Below are 21,445 nucleotides of genomic sequence, written 5' to 3' on the forward strand. Positions count from 1 at the left end.
CCTTCTATATTATTTTTGATGTTTTGAACAAATAGCTACTCCTACACCGATTGTTGCCATACAAATAACTGAGAACCAGCCAGTGTGAGTAAACACTTGATTGCTAGAACCAATTCCTGCTGCATACAGAGGCATTGGAACAAACAATAATGATGCTCCTGCTAAATAACCTAACTTTTTCATATCCAATCCCTCCTTCTTTTGTTGGGTTAAAGCTTTTCTACACCAAATTTATAACGCAGATATATAAAAAAAGAAACCTAGATGGAAAACCTGGTCTCTTTTATGGAATAATCTGCATTATTTGTTTCTTTCATTTAAAATAAATATTTCGATTTCTTTAAACATCTTTTTAGCTTTTTTAGCCGATTGTTTCTCAGCCATCTTTTGTCTCCATGCAGGAACATTCTGTGAAGATATATTCTCATATATTTCCTCGTATGTTACTTTAATTTTTGATTCACTTAAAACTTCAATCTTATATGAAATTGTTGTATGATCAATAGCTGTATTAAAAGTTGCCACATATAATTCATTTGGAACCAATCTTTTAATATGCACTGTAATTTCTGATCCAACTCCTTTTCTTTGTGTTGATTTTTTCTTATATTTCAACCCTTCTTTTAATTCTAGTTTTTTCTTTGCAACATTATTCAATTCTTCCTGTAATGATTTCATCATCACATCATAAAACTCTTTGTCGCTCACATTTAATTCTATACCAACTTTCATATTGCACCTCTTTTAACACAATTATATACTATTTTAAGAAAGAAGGTTATTTATGTATACAGATAGTCATTGTCACATTACTTGTGATCGTCTATATAGTCGAATCGATGAAATTATTGAAAATATTAAAATTAAAAACGTTACTTCTTGCATGATTATGTGCACAAGCCCCGAAGAATTAGATCGTGCAAAAAAATTAAAAGAAGAATATCCGTTCTTTAAAATAGCTTTTGGTTGGTTTCCAAGTGATGCTAAAGAAATAAAGGAAAAAGATATTCAATATTTAATAAATCAAGCTCCATATTTAGATTGTTTAGGTGAAATTGGCTTAGATTACTATTGGGATACAAGTTTTAATGATTTACAAAAAGAATTATTCATTAAGCAGATTCAAATCGCAAATGAACACAATCTTCCTATTTCTATTCATATGCGTGAATCTACAAAAGATTGCATGGACATTTTAAAACAATACGCAAAGACAAAAATCATTTTCCACTGTTTTAGTGGAAGTAAAGAAACAATGATGGAATGTTTAAAAATGAATTCTATGATTTCTTTTGCGGGACCTATCACTTTTAAAAATGCTAGACACGCCCCTGAATGTATTGAAGTTTGTCCAATCGATAGAATCATCACAGAAACAGATTCCCCTTATTTAACGCCTGTTCCTTATAGAGGAAAAGAAAATGAACCTATGTATGTGGAATATGTTGCCAAGAAAATTTGTGAAATTAAACAACTTGATGATGTAAGTACATGCAAACAAATTGAAGAGAATTTCAATTCCATTTTTAAATAGAGAAAGACCTGTCAATTTCTGACAGGTCTATTTTTGTAAGTTTTCGTATTCTGAAACTTTGTTTCCTATAATGATAGTATCGCCCTGAATTACAATAGGTCTTTTAACTAACATACCATTTGATGCAAGCAAATCTATCAATTGCTCTTCTGTATATGTTTGTCGCTTTTCTTTTACATTCAATTCACGATACAACATACCACTCGTATTGAACAATTTTTTTAATTCTACGCCTCGATCGATCCAACTCTGAATTTCTTCTTTTGTTGGATTTTCTTCTTTAATATTTCTGTATGTGGCCTCAATACCTAAGTCTTGCAAAGTCTTATATGCTTTTTTACAAGTGGAGCAAGGTGGATACCCAATAAACAATGTTTCCATATTAGTCATCAAATGCGTGTGCTAATACTTCTGATAATGAAGAATTTTCTTCAACCGCATGAATTAATCCAGCTAATAATGGTGCCATTGAAAGAACAGTCATTTCTGGATAATCTTTTTGGTGCTCTGTTTGATCAATTGTATTTGTACAAACAAATCCAGCTAATTCAGCAGCTTTTAAACGCTCAATAGCAGGACCTGAAAGGATACCATGTGAACATGAAGCATATACAGCTTTTGCACCTTTATCTTTTAACATTTTGATACCAGCAGTTAATGTTCCAGCTGTATCTACCATATCATCAATGATAATTGCAGTCTTTCCATCAACGTCACCAATTAAGTTCATAGCTTCAGCTACATTTGGTTTTGGACGACGTTTGTCGATGATTGCGATAGGTGCACCTAATGCATTTGCTAAGTTACGAGCACGTACAGCTCCACCGTGGTCAGGAGATACTACAACGATTTCTCCTAATCCTTCCTTATGTTTGAAGTAATCAGCAATCAATCCATTGGCAGTAATATCATCTGCTGGAATATCAAAGAATCCTTGAATCTGAGTAGCATGTAAATCAACTGTTACAACACGATCAGCTCCGGCTCTTTCTAATAAACTAGCTACTAATTTAGAAGTAATTGGTTGACGAGGTTTTGCCTTACGATCCTGACGTGCATATCCAAAATATGGAATGATTGCAGTAATACTAGCAGCACTAGCACGTTTACATGCATCAATACCAATTAGAATTTCCATTAAATTTGCGTTTACAGGTTTACTTGTACTTTGTACAAAATATACGTGTTTTCCACGAACAGATTCACCTAATTCAACTAAAATTTCTCCATCCGCAAAATGTTTAACTTCACATTTTCCTAATTCTAATCCTAATTCCTTACAAATATCTTCTGCTAAACCAACGCTTGATGATAAAGCAAATACAACAGTGTTTTTCATGATTTATCCTTTCTCATACCCTATCAGGTTATTTTATAGTTTTATTATTGCTTACATAAGACATAGGTCCCACAACAGTTCCCTCACTTATGCAAGAATCGACGACTTTACTTGAATCTACTACTGCATGATTTTCAATTATTGAATTATTCAAATAAGAACCCGGTAAAATCTCAACGAAATCTTTAATTTCTGTTTTACCTAGAATTTCAACATTTGGATGAATAATGACATCATGTCCAATTTTTACATCTTTTCCAATAACCGTACGCTTAGGATCTACAATTTGTACTCCTTCTTTCATCCAGTTATTGTTGATTCGATTTCGCATCCATTCATACGCCTTATTTAATTCTACACAATCGTTAATTCCCATGACTTCATCACGGTCTTCAACAACCAATCCCTTAACAACTTTACCTTGGTTTGCCAAAATCTTAACTAAGTCGGTTAAATAATATTCATTTTGAGCATTATTTGTTGTTAGTTTATCAAGATTATCAAATAAATCTCTATTTTTGAAACAATACATACCCGCATTGATTTCACAGATTTTCTTCTGTTCTTCTGTACAATCTTTTGCCTCTACAATCGCTTGAACATGACCATTTTCATCACGAACAATACGACCATAATGAGCTCCATCATCCAATACAGAAGTCAATAGAGTTAATGATGCATCTTGATTTGTTTGGAATAGTTTTTCCAAAGTCTCAGGTTGAATACAAGGACCATCACCATTGATAATCAATGTGTCTCCATCTTCATCCTTTAATTGTGTAGCCTGCATAACCGCATGACCAGTACCTAATTGGGGTTGCTGCAAAGCAAATTCAACATCTGGAAAAGCTTCTTTGATACTTTCCGCTTGATATCCAACAATCACAACAATTCTTTGTACAGATACAGCTCTTAAAGCATCAATGATATAAGCCAACATTGAACGATCAATAATCGTATGCATTACCTTGCTACGATCAGATTTCATTCGAGTTCCTTTTCCAGCCGCCAGAACAATCGCATTACGCATATTTTCACCTGACTTTCCTCATCTATTCTAACAAAAATCGCAACACTTTAAAAGGTTACAATAGAAAAAGACAATACAAATAATTGTATTGCCTAATCTAAATCATCCAATTGTCTTTGATAGCCATCTATTTGTGAATTTATTGAATCCACTTTTGATTGTGCATCTGTAACATCTGAATTTGCACTATCCAATTTACTCTGAGCTGAATTCAATTTATTCTGTAAAGAGGATACGTTTGAATTCTTTTGTGCTGCTGACAAAGTAGCTTTCGCGTTATCTAAATCTGATTTTGTAGAATTAACTTGGTTTACTAAACCTTGATGTTCTGAATAAAGTTTTTGTAATTCAGAATACTGATCCTGTGTTAACTGATCATTTGGAATTTTCTCTAATTCAGAGCGACGATTTTCACATGCCTGTAAATCACTACTAGCACTATCATATGCTGATTGAGCACTACTCACAGCATTTTGTGCATCCGACAATGAAGAATTGGCAGAATCAACTTTTGATTTTAAAGAATCCACTTCGCTTTGTGCAGCCTCCTGTGATTTTTGAGCACTTAACAAATCTGCTTCCGCCTTAGTAAGCTGCTTCTTTAAATCACTGATTTTCTGTTTTAATTCAGCTTTCTTTTCTGCAATCTCCGTATTGTTGTTTTTCTTTTTAGAATTTGTTTTCTTATTTGCCTTCGCAAGTAATTCATTAAAGTTTTTACCCGTAGCTTTCTCTAAAATCTCATCAATTTTTTCTCTTTGTTTACGAGTTAAACTATTATATTTACTCTCAAGATCAACAATTTCTTTCTTCTCACTAGAAGATAATGAATTGTAGCTATTCGCAAAATCTAACAATTCCTGATAATTTTTCTTTTGGATTTCTTCCGTTTTTTCATCCGAACCCGATAATCCACTAGTTACTAGTTTGATACCACCAAATATCAATAAAGAAATTAATAAAACACCTACAACTCCTAAACCAATATACAAACCTGTCTTAGAGTTATTCTTTTTAGATACCTTCTTATTTGTATTTTTTTTCTTGTTTACAACCTCCCTTTTTAATTGAGGTCCTTTTCCTTCTTCTAGTAATGATTGAATCTCATCATCATCAATCACAACAGTTTGATTTGTGGAATCCGCTTCTTTCTTTAAATCATCCGCATTCCACATGACCGTACGAGTTGCAGATAAATCTTCTTCTTTAGGTTCGTTCAAATCTTTCGAACCTACCACAAGCGTATCACCTAGAGATGGTTCCGCTTCTTTTGACTGGAACGAAATCTCTGGTTGAGGTTTATGTTTATTTACTCGACTACGAGTTTGATTTTTTGTGAATTGATCCATTTTTTGTTCCAATGTATCTTCTTCATCCATTTGAAACGAATCTAATAATTGAGAAATTTCATCATTCTCATTCTTTCTTCTCTTGTCCATAGTTTCTATCGCCCCTTTGAAACTATTTTACCAAAACCCTTTTGATTTGACCACTATGTTTTCTTTATTTGCCAAAATCCATAATGGATGAGCCGCCAATACAAACATACAGTCGGGATGAATCAAGCTTTGTGCAGCACTTAAAGTATTTCCTGTCGTACAAACATCATCCACAAGCAATATTTTCTTTTTTGGTAAAGGATACAATTCTTTTAAAGCCAATATCTCTTTGATATGTGCTCTTTCTGCTTTTGATTTTGAAGATTGTTTTATATCTTCTTTCTTATAAAATGGTGAATGCACAAAGATATCCAAAGTAGAATATATATCAACTGTTGCTTCAAACCCTCTTTCCATGCGCTTTGCATCACTACTGCATAAAGTACAGACACAATATTTTTTAAAGATCTTCTTTAAATATAAGTGTTCACACAAAAAAACATCTTTTAATACAACATCCCTTTGTTCCTTATACTGAAAAAACAACCTCTCTAAAAACTCATCATACTCATAGAGAACATATAAAGGGATACCATCTATATTATAGATTTGTTTATGTAGCTTGAAATTTTTTGAACAATCCGGACATATCAAAAGATCATTATAAAAGAAAATCTCAAAATTGCGAATTTCACTCATTTTTTTGTGGCAGCATAAACAGTATCGTTCATCTTCGTAATTTGACTCACACAATCTTTGATAGATTCGCTTGAAGCTTGACATAAACACACACCCTTTCCCTCTGGATCTTTAAAACTTCGTCCCACACGCCCAAAAATCTGAATAAGACTGGCCGTGGTAAAGACTGAATGATCTCCTTTAAAAACAACAACTTGAACGCTTGGAATCGTGATTCCTCTTTCTAATAGTGTGGTACAAACTAGTGCACTCAATTCTTTATTGCGAAAGCAATCTAAAATTTCATCTTTATTTTGTGTAGAAGAATGAATAAAATCTGTCTTCACAAATAAATTTAGAATTATCTTCATCCACTTTCCATCATTTTTTCGAGGGACAAAAACCAATGTTTGTTTTCCCTCTTTTTGGAATTTTATGCACAAATAAATTACAATCCATACTTGAATTAAAATAGATACCTGTATCACTTTAGGCACAATCAACGGATGTTTATGTGGCCTTTCAAATAAACACACAAGCTCTATTTTCTTTTGTTTCACAAGTTTCATACTCTCTTTGTCTGGTGTTGCACTCAATAACAATTTTTGACCAATACAAGCCTGATTAGCTATGGCCTGAAGCACTTCATTGCCCACAAAAGGAAAGGCATCTAACTCATCTAAAATTAATAAATCAAAGGCATATGGATAACGATACAACTGGTGTGTAGTACATACAATAAGGTCTGCATCTGTGACTTGGGTATATCCTTGAGCCACTTCACATACACTTAATTCAGGAAACGCTTTTCTTAGCCTTCCAGCAATTTCAAGTACTACTTGTCTGCGACTGATCGCAAACCCTACTTTTTTTCCTTGTGCTAAATATCCACAGATACTTTCAAAACAAATTTCTGTTTTGCCTGGCACCTGTACTGGCGTAAAGTATTACGTCTTTTCCTTTACTTAAATGTTGATGTACTTCGTGACTTGCACATTTTTGCGAAGCAGTGAGTTCATAATCCAGTTTAGGTTTACCCTTCCACGTTCTATGCTTCAATTTAACCGGATTTATTTTTTCATTAACCTCCAACCTAGAAAAATCAATGCATTTACGACAATAATAAACTCCATGATCATACGCAAATAATTTAGGATCTTCATTTTGACATCGATTACACTTCATATACTCTTATACGAAAAAAAAGTGCAAATTTTTGCACTTTACTTAAAAATTTCAGATTTTTTTATTCTTTCTGCCGCTTTTTGGATATCCTCAATATCTTGAACAAGAGCTAAACGCACATATCTAGTACCATGAACGCCAAAAGCCTGGCCAGGTGTAACGACAACGCCTGTTTTTTCCATCAAATCTTTTGTGAAGGCATATGAATCTTCATATTGATCTGGAATTCTTGCCCATGCGAACATTGTTGCAGGACTCTTATCAATATGCCATCCTACTTCATCAAATGCTTCACATAGAACATCTCTTCGATCTTGATAAGCCTGACAAGTTGAGTGAATGCTTGCGCCTCCATGTCTTAGTGCTTCAATGCCTGCATATTGTATAGGTAAGAAGATTCCATAATCCATATTTGATTTAAGAGTATTGTAACAATCAATCACTTCTTTATTACCAACACACACACCAAGTCTTGCACCGGCCATTCCATATGTTTTCGAGAAAGAATTCAATTCAATTCCTATTTCTTTAGCTCCTTCAAAAGATAAGAAACTCTTTCCTACTTTACCATCAAATACAAGTTCACTATATGCATTATCGTGTAAAACTACAATATCATATTTCTTCGCAAACTGAATCAACTCTTCATAGAATGAATCTGGTGCTATAGCGCAAGTTGGATTGTTTGGATAAGATACAATCATCATCTTCGCTTTTTTCGCAATTTCTTCATCAATTTTATCCAATTGAATGACATAGTTATTCTCTTGCAACAAAGGCATATATTCAACTTTAGCCCCTGCAATTTTTGGTCCATCACTAAAGATTGGATAATATGGATCTGGAACCAATACAATATCACCTGGATCACACATTGCTAAGAATAAAGTGCTTAAAGCTTCTTGAGAACCTTGTAAACAAATCATTTCATCATTCGCAAGTTCTACGTGATAACGATTTTTATACCAATCGTGGATTGCTGATTTCATTTCAGGTAATTCATTGATCGCATACTTATAGTTTTCTGGAACCATAATTGATTCTTGCAGTACCTTCATAATAGATGGTTCAGGCGCAATATTTGGCGATCCAACTGAAAAATCAATTGTTTCATTACCTGTTCTTTGTGTATAATCCAGCTTCATATTTTTCAATTCTGTGAATATAGAAGATTGAAATACATCCATTCTTTTAGCTCTTTTCACTTTAATACACCTCACTATTTTTAATTTATTGTCTTTATTATAAACGTAGCAATAGAAGTTTTCAAATACCACAGTTATTTCTTGTATACATTTGATCATTTTAATATAGCCAAGCAAGCTTGAAACATCTATTTTAAAGGATATTTAATTTTTAATAACGATTTTTTTATAACCAAAATAAAAAAACAGTGCCATTTCTGACACTGTCATTATATTACTACTTCAAACCATATTTCTTGTTAAATTTCTCAATACGTCCCTGAGCAGCAGCGAAACGTTGACGACCTGTGAAGAATGGGTGGCAGTTACTGCAAGTATCTACACGTAATTCATCACCTTTGATTGTACTACCTGTTTCGAATTCTGCACCACAAGATGTACAGATACATTTAACTTTATGATAATTAGGATGAATTCCTTGTTTCATATCGATGTATCCTCCTTCCGCCTTAAGTCATATCGACCCAAAGTAAGTGCTATACAATTATAGCAAGCCTTTTTTCAATTCGCAAGCTATTTTTTAAAATTGTGAATCATCTGCTTTTTCAAACCATTCACGAACTAATTGTACTGTATCTTTTAAACAACCTGATTCAAAAGGAACCTTTAATCCAGCTTCCTTTACAATTTTTCTAAATGGCAATGTTCCACCAATCTTACAAATATGTTTGTAGTCTTCAAAAGCCCTTTCATCTTTCTTCTGAATACGAGCCCAGAACTGTAATGCACATACTTGAGCTAATGTGTAATCAATATAATAGAATGGATCCATGAAAATGTGAAGCTGACGCATCCACCATCCACCTTTTTCTAGAATATCAATTCCTTCATAGTTTTTATGAGGCAAGTATTGTTTTTCCAACTTTCTCCAAGTAGCTAATCTTTCTTCAATAGACATTTCTGGCTTTTCATATACTTCATGTTGGAAATGATCCACTAAAACTCCATAAGGCAAGAACTTAACAGCTCCTGATAAGTGATTGAAATAATATTTATCAACATCTTCTTCAAAGAAAAATTTCATCCATGGATATGTAAAGAATTCCATTGACATAGAGTGAATTTCACAAGACTCATATGTAGGCCATACACAATCGATTGGGAAAATATTTTTGCTTGAGTATACCTGGAAGGCATGACCTGCTTCATGCGTTAATACTTCTGCATCATGACTCGTGTGATTGAAGTTTGCGAAAATAAATGGAGATTGATAATTTGGAATAAATGTACAATATCCACCAGCTGCTTTACCAGGTTTTGAATCTAGATCCAACAATTCTCTATCTGTCATAAATTTAAAGAATTCACCTGTTTTAGGATCCAATTCCTGATACATCTTTAATGCACGTTTCACTAGTTCTGCACGATCATATTTAGGCGTTGGGTTTCCTGAAGTAAATTCAAACTTTTCATCCCAAGCATGCAAAGTATCATAGCCTAAACGTTTTTGTTGACGAGCATATAATTCATTATCTAAAGGAACAACATCTTCTAATACTTGTTTACGATAGTTTTCAACATCTTCCTTATTATAATCAAAACGCATCATACGATAGTAACCAAGTTCAATATAGTTTTTATATCCTAATTTCTTAGCCATACGCGTACGAACTTGTACTAATTGATCATAGACTTCACCAATTTCTTGCGCATGTTCATCATACCATCCCCAATATGCTTGCATTGCACGTTTACGAGTATCTCTATCTTTATCATTTGTCTTTACTTCTAATGCAGCAAGCGTATATGTTTCACCATCAAACTCAATTTGTGCGCTCGCAATGATTGCTTGGTATTTAGAAGCTAATTTATTTTCTTCTTGCATTTCTGGAATGATAATTGGATCAAATGATTTTTCTTCCATTTCTCTTTGTAAGAAATATGTTTCTGGCACTTCTTTTCTTAAATCAGAAACAAAAGAACTAGCCATAACTGCTTTATTACAATTGACGATATCTTCCTTCAACACGGGAAGCATTTCATTTAAGAAATCATTTTCTTGTGTGTAATATTCATCTCTTGTATCCACTGTGTGACGTATATCAACAAGAGTCTGATTTGTGTTGATATATTTATTAACATCATTTAATTCAATAAATGCATTTTTGAATTCTTCATAAGAAGCTGCATTCTGTAATTTTGAACAAATCGCCTTTAATTGTTCCTGCAAAGCTTCAATATCCATATGTTCATATTTATAATCTGTAAATTTCATATTCTTCTCCTAAAAAAATAGAGAAGCCGAAAGCTTCTCGTATTATGCAAAGATGGCATTCCAACCAAAAATTAATAGCGCTAAAATAACAATCGCACCTAATAAAATTGGCCAGAATGTACTACTAGCAGCAATTAATAAGGCTAGAAAATCCCCTTTTTCAAGACGATCTTCTTTACCTTTTTGTTTATCTTTTTTTTCTAACATCTCACGCATTGATGGGCGCTTAGACATTAGAATTCACCTCCAAAGTGACACTTAACGAAGTGATTTGGCTTAACCTCTTTTGTTGCTGGTTCTTGTTCACGACAAATGTCTTTCGCAAATGGGCAACGAGGGTTGAACTTACATCCCTTAGGAATGTTTACGTTACTTGGAATTTCACCTTGAATAACTTTCATTTCTTTACGTTTTGTAGGGTCAGGTAAAGGAATTGCACCAATCAACGCTCTTGTATAAGGGTGTTGAGGGTTTGAATAGATTTCATTCTTATCTGCAAGTTCCATCATACTACCTAAATACATTACACCTACACGATCAGAAATGTGTTTTACAACAGACAAGTCATGTGAAATGAAGATATAAGAAATGTTCTTTTCTTCTTGCATATCTTTCATTAAGTTGATGATCTGTGACTGGATAGAAACGTCCAATGCACTTACTGGTTCATCACAAATAATGAAACTTGGATCTAATGCCAAAGAACGTGCGATACCAATACGTTGTCTTTGTCCACCTGAGAATTGGTGAGGATAACGATAGCAATAATAACTTGGCAAACCACAACGATCCATTAGATCTTTAACATATGCTTCTAGTTCTGGACCACGTTTGAACTTTCCGTGAGCAATCAATGGTTCTGCCAAAATGTTAAATACAGTCATACGTGGATTCAATGAAGAATATGGATCTTGGAAAATGAACTGCATTTCTTCACGTAAAGCACGCATTTCTTTACGAGACTTTTTCGCTACATCTTCACCTTCGAAGATTACCTCTCCACTTGTTGGTTCATAAAGACGAATGATTGTACGCCCTAAAGTAGATTTACCACATCCTGATTCACCTACTAGACCTAATGTTTCACCTTCATATAAATCGAAAGTAATATCATCTACAGCCTTAACACATGGGTCGCCTTCTTTATATTTTCCTTTTTTTAGAGGGAAGTATTTTTTAAGGTTTTTAACTTCAAGAATTTTTCTTTTTTCTGCCATGACTATCCCTCCTGTTTCATTTCTTCTTCAACTTTGAAGCACCATACGTGGTGACGTGATTTAATTTTTGTATCTGTTGGTTGACCTTCTTTACAACGATCTGTTACATATGGACAACGATCTGCAAAGTAGCATCCTTTTGGTAAATACAATGGGTTAGGTACGCTACCTTCAATTGTATTTAAACGTTTACCTTCTTCAGCAAGTGAAGGCATTGAATTCATTAATCCAATAGTATATGGGTGTTTAGGATTGTTGAATAGTTCTTCTACTGGAGCTGTTTCAACAACTTTACCTGCATACATAACGTTAACGTTATCAGCTACCTGAGCAACTACACCTAAATCATGTGTAATCAACATAATAGATGTACCTGTTTCATTCTTTAATTTGTTCATTAAAGAAAGAATCTGAGCCTGAATTGTTACATCTAGAGCTGTTGTAGGTTCATCAGCAATCAATAATTTTGGATGACAAGATAAAGCCATCGCAATCATAACACGCTGACACATACCACCTGATAATTGGAATGGATAGTTATCAACAACTTTTTCTGGACGAGAAATACCTACTTCTGCCAACAAATCAATTGCACGTTGTTTAGCTTCTTCTTTAGAAACTTCTTCGTGCGTTAAAATGTTTTCCATAATTTGATCCCCAACTGTAATAACTGGGTTCAAACTTGACATTGGTTCCTGGAAAATCATAGAAATTTCGTTACCACGAATATGACGAATTTGTTCATCTGTAGCTGTAGCTAAGTTCAAACCATCTTCATCACGATCTACATTTCCCATATATACGATTTTTGATCCAGGCATAATTTCTCCTGGTTCACTGACTAAGCCTAAAATAGACATGGCAGTTACGGATTTACCACAACCTGATTCACCTACGATCGCAAGTGTTTCATTTTCATACATTGTAAAGTGGTTTCCATCAACTGCTTTTGAATCACCTTTTTTTGTATGGAAGTATACACGAAGGTCTTCCACTTTAATTACTTTTTTATTTACAGACATTGTGTATCCTCCTTACTACTGTAATTCTTTAGGGTCGAATGCATCACGTAAACCTTCACCAATTAAGTTGATAGAGATTACAGTTAATAAACACATTAAACCTGCAGGGATCCATTCCCAAGGATAGTTTTGGAACACGTAAGAATCACGTGCCAAGTTCATTAAGTTACCCCAAGAAGGAGTTGGTGCCGTAACACCCATACCTAAGAATGATAAACCAGCCTCAGTCAAGATAGCACTCGCCATTTGAAGTGTAGCATTTACGATTACCAAAGAAATAACATTTGGAAGTAAGTGTTTAAAGATTTTTGAGAAATCTGAAATACCTAAAGCTTCACAAGCTTGCATAAATTCTTGTTCACGTAAAGTTAAAATTTGTCCACGAACTAAACGAGCAAGTCCTGGCCATGATAATAAACCAATCAATAATGATACAGTGTACATTTTTTGACTTTGTGGAACCCACAACATTGTTGCGGCAACCGCAATGATCATTGGTGTAAATGGTAATGAATAAACGATTTCAGCAAAACGCATTAATAAGTTATCCAATTTTCCACCATAATATCCAGAAATACCGCCAATTGTACATCCTAAAATTACAGTAATAACAGCAGCAATAACACCAACCATGATTGAGATACGTCCACCTAAGAATAAACGGAATAAGCAGTCACGACCTTGTTTATCTGTTCCTAATAAATGTTCTCCTCCTGGAGCTAAGTTAGGATTTGATAAATCATAGTCATTTACGCTATATCCAAGCATTGGTGGAATAACAATAACAGCAATAACAATTAAAATAAAAATAATCAAACCTGCCATGGCAACACGGTTTTGTCTAAACTTACGCCATGCGATGGTCCAAGGACCTATAGATTCAATTTTTTCACCAGATTCTAATACTACAGCATCTTTTTTAGCCATCTATAGTTCCCTCCTATTCATCAACCTTGATACGTGGGTCAACTAATGTATAACAAATGTCAGACAATAAGTTACCTAACAACATCAATAAGGCACTAAACATCAAACAAGCCATAACTAAAGAGTTATCACGTTGGTTGATTGCATCAATTAATACTTTACCAATTCCTGGCCAGATAAATACAGATTCCAAAATTACGGCTCCTGAGAATAATGATGGAATGTATAATCCTAGTAATGTTACTAAAGGAATTTGGGCATTTTTAAATGCATGTTTGTAAATAACAGTCTTTTCTTTTAGACCCTTTGAACGTGCAGTACGAACATAATCCATGTTGATGACTTCAACCATAGAGTTACGTACATAACGTGAGAATGACGCAAATGAACTAAACGCCAATACGATTACAGGTAAAATTGAGTGTAATGCGATATCTCCAATTTCTTGGAAAATACTTGAGTAACCAAAGCTTGAAAGCATTGTGTCACGCATTCCATTGATTGGCATGCCTGGGATGTTCAAACCAATGAAGAAAATTAATACTAAGGCAAAGAAGAATGTTGGAACACTTATTCCTAACAATGAAAATACTGTCCAGAAGTTATCAAACACTGAACCTTTCTTTACGGCTTGCTTTATTCCAACTGGAATTGCAAAAATTAAAGCCACTATTAAAGAAACAACATTCAAATAGAATGTATTCCATACATAGTCACCAATAATAGTTCCAACTGGTTTTTTAAGAGTAATACTTGATCCTAAATCTCCTGTACACATACGTCCAACCCAACGTACATATTGTTCAGGTAACGATTTATCCAATCCTAACAACTCACGAACGTGATCACGTTGCTCTTGTGTAACCTTTGAACCGGCTCCAAAATAAGCTGTTACCTCATCACCTGGCATCGCCTTTACAGTACCGAAAATAACGATTGAAATGATGAAAAGGACAGGAATCATCGCTAAAATTCTTTTAAATACATACTTTAGCATAGTTATCGATCCTTTCTATCCACTAAATGCATATAAGAGCAAGTCAATACGGCTTGCCCTTAATTTTATAAACAATCCACGAATTTTTCATGCAGACTATTTAACGTTGCAGCGTTTCTGTTAATGAACATTTGTCCTTTAACATCCACTATTTTAACACATCTTTGTGCAATTTTTAAATTTATTTTACAGTAATAGTATCCATTGATTGAGACCAGTTACGTAATGTTCCTGTTCCAGTCAAGTCAACTCTCTTATTGTAAAGGTTGAATTGCATACCTGAGTAAACTGGCATGTATCCTGCATCATCAGCAGCCATCTTCATAGCTTCAACATATTCTGCTTTTGATTTTTCTGCATTTGACTCAGCACGAGCTTTTGTCAATTGGTCAACCAATGCTTGATCATTGATACGAGAGTAGTTATTTACAGCCATGTTATTTGGATTATTTGTATATGAATCATTAGCTCCAGCATCTTGGTTATCTGTAAAGCTAGTAGCTAAGAAACACATATTCCATTCGCTATCGTGGCTTTCATCTTGAATGTTGCTTAATAATGTAGAGAAGTCAACTGTAGTTTGTTTTAAGTCAACACCTAAATCGCTCCAAGTTTTCTTAACCATAGGAATTAAAGTTTCAAGTACTGAGTTACCTTCTGACAATAAGAATTTAATTTCTAATTTTTGTCCATCTTTTTCACGGATTCCATCAGCACCACGAACCCAACCAGCTTCATCTAATACTTGGTTTGCTTTATCCATGTCAAATGCATATGTATTTAATCCATCGATTGTTTCTTCATTACGAACAACGGCACCACAGTTTACTGATGCTGGACTCCAGTATGCAGCTGGTACATATCCACCTTTAACTTTTTTAACTTCGTCACTTGCTTTTTTATCCCATCCGAAGTAAGAATCACAGAATCCTTGACGATCTGTCGCATACATCAATGCTTGACGTACAGCTTTGTCAGCTGTAGCTCCATTGTTAGCGTTCATAGCTACGAAACCAACAGCACTACGAGAGTAGTCGTTGAATGCCAGGTTTTTATCTTGACTAGCTTCACTTACTTTATTTGTTTCAATTACATCTGGAATTAAATCAACTGTTCCTTTTTTCAATTCAGAAACTTCTGTAGTTACATCTGTTTTCTTAATAATGATTTGATCTACTTGGTATTGTCCCTTTTCACGTTTGAATTCTTCATTACGAACAAATGAAGCTCCACTTGCTTTATCATAGCTCTTTATTTGGTAAGCACCAGAACCACATGATTCTTCTTGGTTCTTTTCAACAACTTTTACTTTACCTTGTTTGTATTTTGAGTAGTGATCTGCACTAGTGATTCCCATTCCACCAAATTTTGCAATTGCATCGATTTGAGGTGATACTAAGTGGAATACCACTGTGTAATCATCTGGAGTTTCAATACCAGTTAATTCTTTAGCAGCTCCGCTATTATATTCTTTATATCCTACTAGGTTTTCCAATCCACCACCATTAGGACCAGCATAGCTTGGGTCAGCTAATGTTGCGAATGTAAATTTAACGTCTTTTGAAGTTACTTCAGTTCCATCACTGAATTTGTGTCCTTTTTCCAATTTGTAAGTTAATGTTAAACCATCTGCACTTACTTCTGGTAAATCTTTAGCCAATTCTGGCTCCAATTCGTTATCAGCATTGTACTTTAGCATTGATTCGTAGCATAAGTTTACTACATATTGATCATAAGCACTTGATGCATATTGAGGTGTAAACTGTCCAGTTAAACTTTGGTTTACAGATACTGTTAATGTTTTTGCGTCACTGCTAGATCCGCCTGAACATGCTACCAAAGTAGAAGCCATTGCTACAGATGCTAAACCAGCAACAATTCTTTGTTTATTCATTTCTCTTTCCTCCTATAGTCTGCTCACTATGTGTGTGATGAAATTATACTATGTTAGAAACATGTTTTCAAGGGTTTAAGAAAGAAATTTACATACATTTTTACATTAATGTATATTTTTCATGAACATAACACATCATTTTGTCTTTATATCAAGTATTTTTCATTGTATTCGCTTACACTCGAGTTTTCGTGTTTTTTCTACAAACATTTGTCTATAGATGATAGATTTTTATGTAAACCATGAAAATACAATTCCATTTTTTGTCTATATATAACTTTTAAAATATAGAATCTACAATTTATAATTCATATTACATAAAGAAAACTCCTCTAATTCTTGAAAAGGGTTTGCTTTACAATTTCACATAATTCAATCTGATTTCACAACATTCACCAAAGTTATACTAAAATTATGACAACAAGGAATGTTATTCTATAAGTGCCTTAAAGATAAGGCAATGAATAAAGAAAATAAACCAATATTCATATCTCTCTCCTAAAAAAAATAATAATAAACAAAAAGAACCATTCTAGATGCCAACACTAGAATGACTTTCTTATTTTATGCTAAAATAGGCAAGAAAGAAGTGAATTTATGAATAAAGCATTAGCCCATTTACACACAATCAATAAACACAAAGTAAAAGTTACATACTTATGTTTTCGCTGTCATTTATATAAACAAGGATTACTTCATGATTTAAGTAAATATTCCTATATCGAATTGAAAACAGGTTTTCATTATTATCAAGGATTTCGCTCTCCTATCGATGCAGAAAAAGAAGAAAAAGGCTATTCATTAGGTTGGTTGCATCATAAAGGAAGAAACAAACATCATTGGGAATATTGGCTTGATTTTGGCGTAAATGGCATATATGCGTGTAAAATGCCAACCAATTATGTCATTGAAATGTTTTGTGACAGAGTTGCTGCAAGTATGATCTATCAAAAAGAAAAATACACGGATTCGAGTGCACTTGAATATTATGAAAATGGACAAGGTAAAATTCTGATTCACCCGGAAACAGACGCCCTCATCCATCATTTATTAAAATATTTATCTGAACATGGTTTAAATCAAACCATTCATTATATTGTTACAGAAATCAAAGAATAATTATTCTACAGTTACACTTTTCGCAAGGTTACGAGGTTTATCAACATCGCAACCTTTTTCTTTTGCGACATAGTAAGCTAATTCCTGCAACAAGACAGTTGCTGGAATACAACTCAATAGTGGATTCACATCTGGAATACGAATTACATACTCAAAGCCTTCTGTATTCTGATTTTGAGATGCAATTAAAATTACTTTAGCTCCACGAGCTACTGTTTCTAGAATATTCGAAATCGTCTTTTGTGCAACACTAGGCTGCGTAGCTAACGCAATCACTACTGTATCTTTTTCAATTAATGCAATTGGTCCATGTTTTAATTCTCCGGCCATATATGCATCGGCATGTACATATGATACTTCTTTTAACTTTAAGGCCCCTTCAAGAACACTTAAATAATCCAATTGTCGCCCAATAAAGTAAGCATCTTTTTGATCAGTAAGTAGTTTTGCGAATTCTGCCATTTTATCTTCTTGTTGAAGCATTTTTTCTACCACTTCTGGCATTTGTTTTAATTGATTAAGCAAAGAATTTTTATTTTCTACATCACCATTTAATAAAGATGCAAGTTTTAAGCATAGACACATCAATAATACAAGTTGTGTTGTATATGCCTTCGTACTTGCGACCGCAATTTCTGGTCCTGCGCAAGTATATAGCACAAAATCTGATAAACGAGCCAAACTAGAACCTAAGACATTTGTCACAGATAGTGTTTGTGCTTTATTTTCTTTTGAAAGTTTTAATGCTGCTAAAGTATCTGCTGTTTCTCCAGATTGTGAAACAAAGATGCATAAAGTGTTTTCATTAATTCGATAATTTCCATATCTAAACTCACTTGCACTAATACAATAAATTGGTAAATCCACCCAAGTACGCAAGATATATTGTGCATACAAACTAGCATGATACGCTGTTCCACATGCAACAAAGTAAATTTGATTGATTTTTGAAGCATCTAAACCAGATAATTCTGGCATTGCCAAATCATTTTCAATATGAGCTCTTAATGTTTCTTTGATTACATATGGCTGTTCATGCATTTCCTTTTGCATAAAAGTATCATATCCACCTTTTTGAGCTGCACACGCATCATACGAAATGTGTGTCCATTTCATAGATACTGGATCTCCAAAGAAATCATATAATTCAATACTTCCTGGTTTCAAAATAGCCATTTGATCATCTTCTAAAGCACAAATATCCTTTGTGTAATCTAATACAGCTGGAATATCACTTGCACAAAAAGCAGCTGTATCCGTTTTTCCAACAATCATTGGACTTTCTTTCTTTGCGACAAAGACGCAGTCTGGATAATCTGTACAAACTACACATAGCGCAAAACTTCCTTGAAGATACTGTACACATTTTTTTAAAGCATACATCATATCGCCTTGATAATAATAATCTAACATATGAACGATTACTTCACTATCTGTCTGTGATTGAAACTTATATCCTTGTTCTAATAAACATTCTTTAATGGATGCATAATTTTCGATAATTCCATTATGCACAATTGAAATTGTTTCACTCTCATTTGTATGTGGGTGTGAATTCATATTACTTGGAATTCCATGTGTTGCCCAACGTGTATGTCCAATTCCTGTATGTTCAGAATGTTCTTTTTCGGATAATAGCTTTTCTAAATTGATTAATCGTCCTTTCGCCTTATACGTTTCTAAATGATGACTTGAAACTAATGTCACTCCAGCAGAGTCGTATCCACGATACTCCAATTTTTCCAAACCCTGCAATAAAAACGGTAAAGCATTCTCTTTACCTGCGTAAGCTGTGATTCCACACATTATAAAAAATCCTCCTATTATATTATTTTCATGGAGGATACTAAATGGCTTTGTTCAATATTCACACATTGGTTTTGTCCATCGTTAAAGGTTGTATCAACCTCCAGACTACCCGCCGAATCTTTCGATAAGTCTGGTCCTCGTCAACTAGTTTCTAGTCCTGGCGCTATTTTTTTACTACAACTCCATGAATAATGAATATTATACAAAAAATAATACATATGTCAAAAAAAGAAGACTTACTCTTCTTCGACTAGATTCAATAATTCTAGTACTCGATTTAAGTCTTCTTTATTTTCATAATGAATAGAAATTGAATTTTTACTAATAGATACAGATGTTTGAAAATATTCTTGAAGCTTTTCTTTTGCGGCCTTCACATAAATATCTTCTTTTGGTTTTTCTGTTGGTTTCTTGTTATTTGTATCCTTTACAATCTGTTCTACTTTACGCACAGATAAACCTTGATCAATAGCTTGTTTAGCAACTTTGCGCATGCTAGATTCTGTTTTAAGACCTAATAGAGCACGCACATGCCCCATACTTAATTGTTTATTTACGACATATTCCTGTACATCTTCAGGAAGTTTTAATAGACGCAACAAATTTGTGATATGCTCACGTGATTTTCCTACACGATGAGCTAACTGCTCTTGTGTATAGCCTAATCGTTGGATTAGTTTTTCGTAGGCTTTTGCCTCTTCAATTACATTTAAATCTTCACGTTGAATATTTTCTAACAACGCAATTTCCATCATTTCCTGATCATTAAAATCAACAATGATAGCTGGAATATCTTCTAATCCGGCAAGTTTTGTAGCTCTAAGTCTTCTTTCTCCTGCAATTAAATCATATCCTTGAATGCCTTTTTTTACTAGGATAGGCGTAAATACACCGTGTTGCTTAATAGATGAACTTAATTCTTTTAAAGCTTCATCATTAAATACTTTACGAGGCTGATATGGGTTTGGACGAATTTCATCGACAGGAATTTTTGATTGTTGCTGACTTTCGACTTCCATATCTCCATTTTGAATATCATCTAATACCTTAGAAACATCTTGCCCAAAGATACTAGACAAGCCTTTTCCTAAACGAGCATTATTTTTATTATCCATAAGTTATGCCTCCTTCGAATTACGTTTTAGCACTTCTTCAGTTAAACCAGCATATGCCTTTGCACCTGTACTTTTTGGATCATATTCAAAAATCGATATACCACGACTAGGCGCTTCTGACAATTTTACATTTCTAGGAATTGAATTTTGATATACAAGCTTTCCAAATGTTTGCCGAACATCTTGAGAAACTTCAACACTTAACCTTGTACGAATATCAAACATCGTTAATAAAATTCCTTCGATTTTCAAGTTACGATTACTTGTTCTTTGTACAAGACGAATTGTAATCAATAATTGTGTTACACCTTCCAATGCATAATATTCGCACTGAACGGGAATTAAAATGCTATCTGCCGCTGTCAATGCGTTTGTATTTAATAAGCCAAGTGATGGTGGGCAATCAATAATAATATAATCATATTGATCACGAATGGGTGCAATTGCCTTTTTCAACAATTCTTCCTTACCATATTCCATTTTATCCATATCCAAGTCGGCACCCGCTAAATTAATGTTAGCCGGTACAATATCAATTCTAGGATTCATTTTTGGCACTATCGTCTGCTGAATTGGAACACCTTCCATCAAAACAGAATGAATCGTTGCCTGTGAATTATTTTGATTCGCATTTAAACCTTGTGTTGCATTTCCCTGTGAATCGAAATCAATCAACAATACTTTTTTACCTACATGAGCAAGTCCACTTGCCAGATTTATAGATGTAGTCGTTTTACCAACTCCACCTTTTTGATTTGAAATTGCTATTACTTTTCCCAT

At 33.8% G+C, this 21,445-nt stretch carries 23 protein-coding genes; 2 read left to right on the top strand and 21 right to left on the bottom strand.

Annotated elements, in window-relative coordinates:
• Positions 1–9: 9 nt before the first annotated feature.
• A complete protein-coding gene (locus Q3907_RS00905) occupies positions 10–183 on the bottom strand; it encodes a hypothetical protein (RefSeq protein WP_154556314.1) in 174 nt (57 codons plus the stop codon).
• 117 nt (positions 184–300) lie between these two features.
• Entirely contained in the window at positions 301–732 is a 432-nt protein-coding gene (locus Q3907_RS00910) for a DUF3284 domain-containing protein (protein ID WP_301896788.1), read from the bottom strand.
• Positions 733–784: 52 nt separating this feature from the next.
• Here Q3907_RS00910 and Q3907_RS00915 point away from each other — a divergent pair, with 52 nt between their 5' ends.
• Positions 785–1,534: a TatD family hydrolase gene (locus Q3907_RS00915; RefSeq protein ID WP_295643550.1), complete on the top strand. Its 750-nt coding sequence runs from the start codon at positions 785–787 to the stop codon at positions 1,532–1,534.
• Between the two features lie 27 nt (positions 1,535–1,561).
• Here the strand turns inward: Q3907_RS00915 and Q3907_RS00920 are convergent, their stop codons facing one another.
• From Q3907_RS00920 to Q3907_RS00995, 16 genes are all read right to left on the bottom strand, one after another.
• Complete coding sequence (locus Q3907_RS00920; RefSeq protein WP_301896848.1) at positions 1,562–1,924, bottom strand: Spx/MgsR family RNA polymerase-binding regulatory protein; 363 nt, start codon at positions 1,922–1,924, stop codon at positions 1,562–1,564.
• On the bottom strand, positions 1,917–2,873 hold the full coding sequence (locus tag Q3907_RS00925; protein WP_295643555.1) for a ribose-phosphate pyrophosphokinase: 957 nt from the start codon (positions 2,871–2,873) through the stop codon (positions 1,917–1,919). Before Q3907_RS00925 ends, Q3907_RS00920 begins: the two co-directional genes overlap by 8 nt.
• Before the next feature lie 28 nt (positions 2,874–2,901).
• Entirely contained in the window at positions 2,902–3,903 is a 1,002-nt protein-coding gene (locus Q3907_RS00930; RefSeq protein WP_301896789.1) for a bifunctional N-acetylglucosamine-1-phosphate uridyltransferase/glucosamine-1-phosphate acetyltransferase, read from the bottom strand.
• Between the two features lie 92 nt (positions 3,904–3,995).
• Complete coding sequence (locus Q3907_RS00935) at positions 3,996–5,342, bottom strand: hypothetical protein (protein ID WP_301896790.1); 1,347 nt, start codon at positions 5,340–5,342, stop codon at positions 3,996–3,998.
• A 27-nt stretch (positions 5,343–5,369) separates the two neighbouring features.
• Positions 5,370–5,981, bottom strand: coding sequence for a ComF family protein (locus Q3907_RS00940; RefSeq protein ID WP_295643563.1), 612 nt, complete (start codon positions 5,979–5,981; stop codon positions 5,370–5,372).
• Positions 5,978–6,889: a helicase-related protein gene (locus Q3907_RS00945; protein ID WP_301896791.1), complete on the bottom strand. Its 912-nt coding sequence runs from the start codon at positions 6,887–6,889 to the stop codon at positions 5,978–5,980. Before Q3907_RS00945 ends, Q3907_RS00940 begins: the two co-directional genes overlap by 4 nt.
• Positions 6,861–7,145: a hypothetical protein gene (locus Q3907_RS00950; RefSeq protein WP_295643569.1), complete on the bottom strand. Its 285-nt coding sequence runs from the start codon at positions 7,143–7,145 to the stop codon at positions 6,861–6,863. The genes Q3907_RS00945 and Q3907_RS00950 overlap by 29 nt, the downstream gene beginning before the upstream one ends.
• Positions 7,146–7,183: 38 nt before the next feature.
• Complete coding sequence (locus tag Q3907_RS00955) at positions 7,184–8,350, bottom strand: aminotransferase class I/II-fold pyridoxal phosphate-dependent enzyme (RefSeq protein WP_295643572.1); 1,167 nt, start codon at positions 8,348–8,350, stop codon at positions 7,184–7,186.
• 217 nt (positions 8,351–8,567) lie between these two features.
• Positions 8,568–8,777 carry a 50S ribosomal protein L31 gene (gene rpmE / locus Q3907_RS00960; RefSeq protein ID WP_003865737.1) on the bottom strand — a complete coding sequence of 70 codons (210 nt, stop codon included), beginning with the start codon at positions 8,775–8,777 and terminating at the stop codon, positions 8,568–8,570.
• Positions 8,778–8,870: 93 nt separating this feature from the next.
• Complete coding sequence (locus Q3907_RS00965) at positions 8,871–10,565, bottom strand: M3 family oligoendopeptidase (protein ID WP_301896795.1); 1,695 nt, start codon at positions 10,563–10,565, stop codon at positions 8,871–8,873.
• A 42-nt stretch (positions 10,566–10,607) separates the two neighbouring features.
• Entirely contained in the window at positions 10,608–10,799 is a 192-nt protein-coding gene (locus Q3907_RS00970) for a hypothetical protein (protein WP_003865735.1), read from the bottom strand.
• Positions 10,799–11,782, bottom strand: coding sequence for an ABC transporter ATP-binding protein (locus tag Q3907_RS00975; protein ID WP_295563116.1), 984 nt, complete (start codon positions 11,780–11,782; stop codon positions 10,799–10,801). Before Q3907_RS00975 ends, Q3907_RS00970 begins: the two co-directional genes overlap by 1 nt.
• Before the next feature lie 2 nt (positions 11,783–11,784).
• On the bottom strand, positions 11,785–12,804 hold the full coding sequence (locus Q3907_RS00980) for an ABC transporter ATP-binding protein (protein WP_301896797.1): 1,020 nt from the start codon (positions 12,802–12,804) through the stop codon (positions 11,785–11,787).
• 15 nt (positions 12,805–12,819) lie between these two features.
• A complete protein-coding gene (opp4C, locus tag Q3907_RS00985; RefSeq protein WP_227991887.1) occupies positions 12,820–13,731 on the bottom strand; it encodes an oligopeptide ABC transporter permease in 912 nt (303 codons plus the stop codon).
• A gap of 13 nt (positions 13,732–13,744) precedes the next feature.
• Positions 13,745–14,728 carry an ABC transporter permease gene (locus tag Q3907_RS00990; protein WP_003865731.1) on the bottom strand — a complete coding sequence of 328 codons (984 nt, stop codon included), beginning with the start codon at positions 14,726–14,728 and terminating at the stop codon, positions 13,745–13,747.
• Between the two features lie 181 nt (positions 14,729–14,909).
• Positions 14,910–16,622 carry an ABC transporter substrate-binding protein gene (locus Q3907_RS00995; RefSeq protein WP_301896800.1) on the bottom strand — a complete coding sequence of 571 codons (1,713 nt, stop codon included), beginning with the start codon at positions 16,620–16,622 and terminating at the stop codon, positions 14,910–14,912.
• Positions 16,623–17,219: 597 nt separating this feature from the next.
• Here Q3907_RS00995 and Q3907_RS01000 point away from each other — a divergent pair.
• Positions 17,220–17,741, top strand: a complete 522-nt coding sequence (locus Q3907_RS01000) for a DUF5662 family protein (RefSeq protein WP_301896801.1) — start codon at positions 17,220–17,222, stop codon at positions 17,739–17,741.
• On the opposite strand, the gene glmS is transcribed toward Q3907_RS01000, so the two are convergent.
• The 3 genes from glmS to Q3907_RS01015 form a co-directional block, all read right to left on the bottom strand.
• Positions 17,742–19,547, bottom strand: a complete 1,806-nt coding sequence (gene glmS / locus Q3907_RS01005; RefSeq protein WP_301896802.1) for a glutamine--fructose-6-phosphate transaminase (isomerizing) — start codon at positions 19,545–19,547, stop codon at positions 17,742–17,744. It lies immediately after the preceding gene.
• Between the two features lie 239 nt (positions 19,548–19,786).
• On the bottom strand, positions 19,787–20,665 hold the full coding sequence (locus Q3907_RS01010; protein WP_301896804.1) for a ParB/RepB/Spo0J family partition protein: 879 nt from the start codon (positions 20,663–20,665) through the stop codon (positions 19,787–19,789).
• A 3-nt stretch (positions 20,666–20,668) separates the two neighbouring features.
• Positions 20,669–21,445, bottom strand: coding sequence for a ParA family protein (locus Q3907_RS01015; RefSeq protein ID WP_301896805.1), 777 nt, complete (start codon positions 21,443–21,445; stop codon positions 20,669–20,671).

This window comes from uncultured Holdemanella sp. (assembly GCF_958348295.1).
Lineage (GTDB): Bacteria > Bacillota_I > Bacilli_A > Erysipelotrichales > Erysipelotrichaceae > Holdemanella.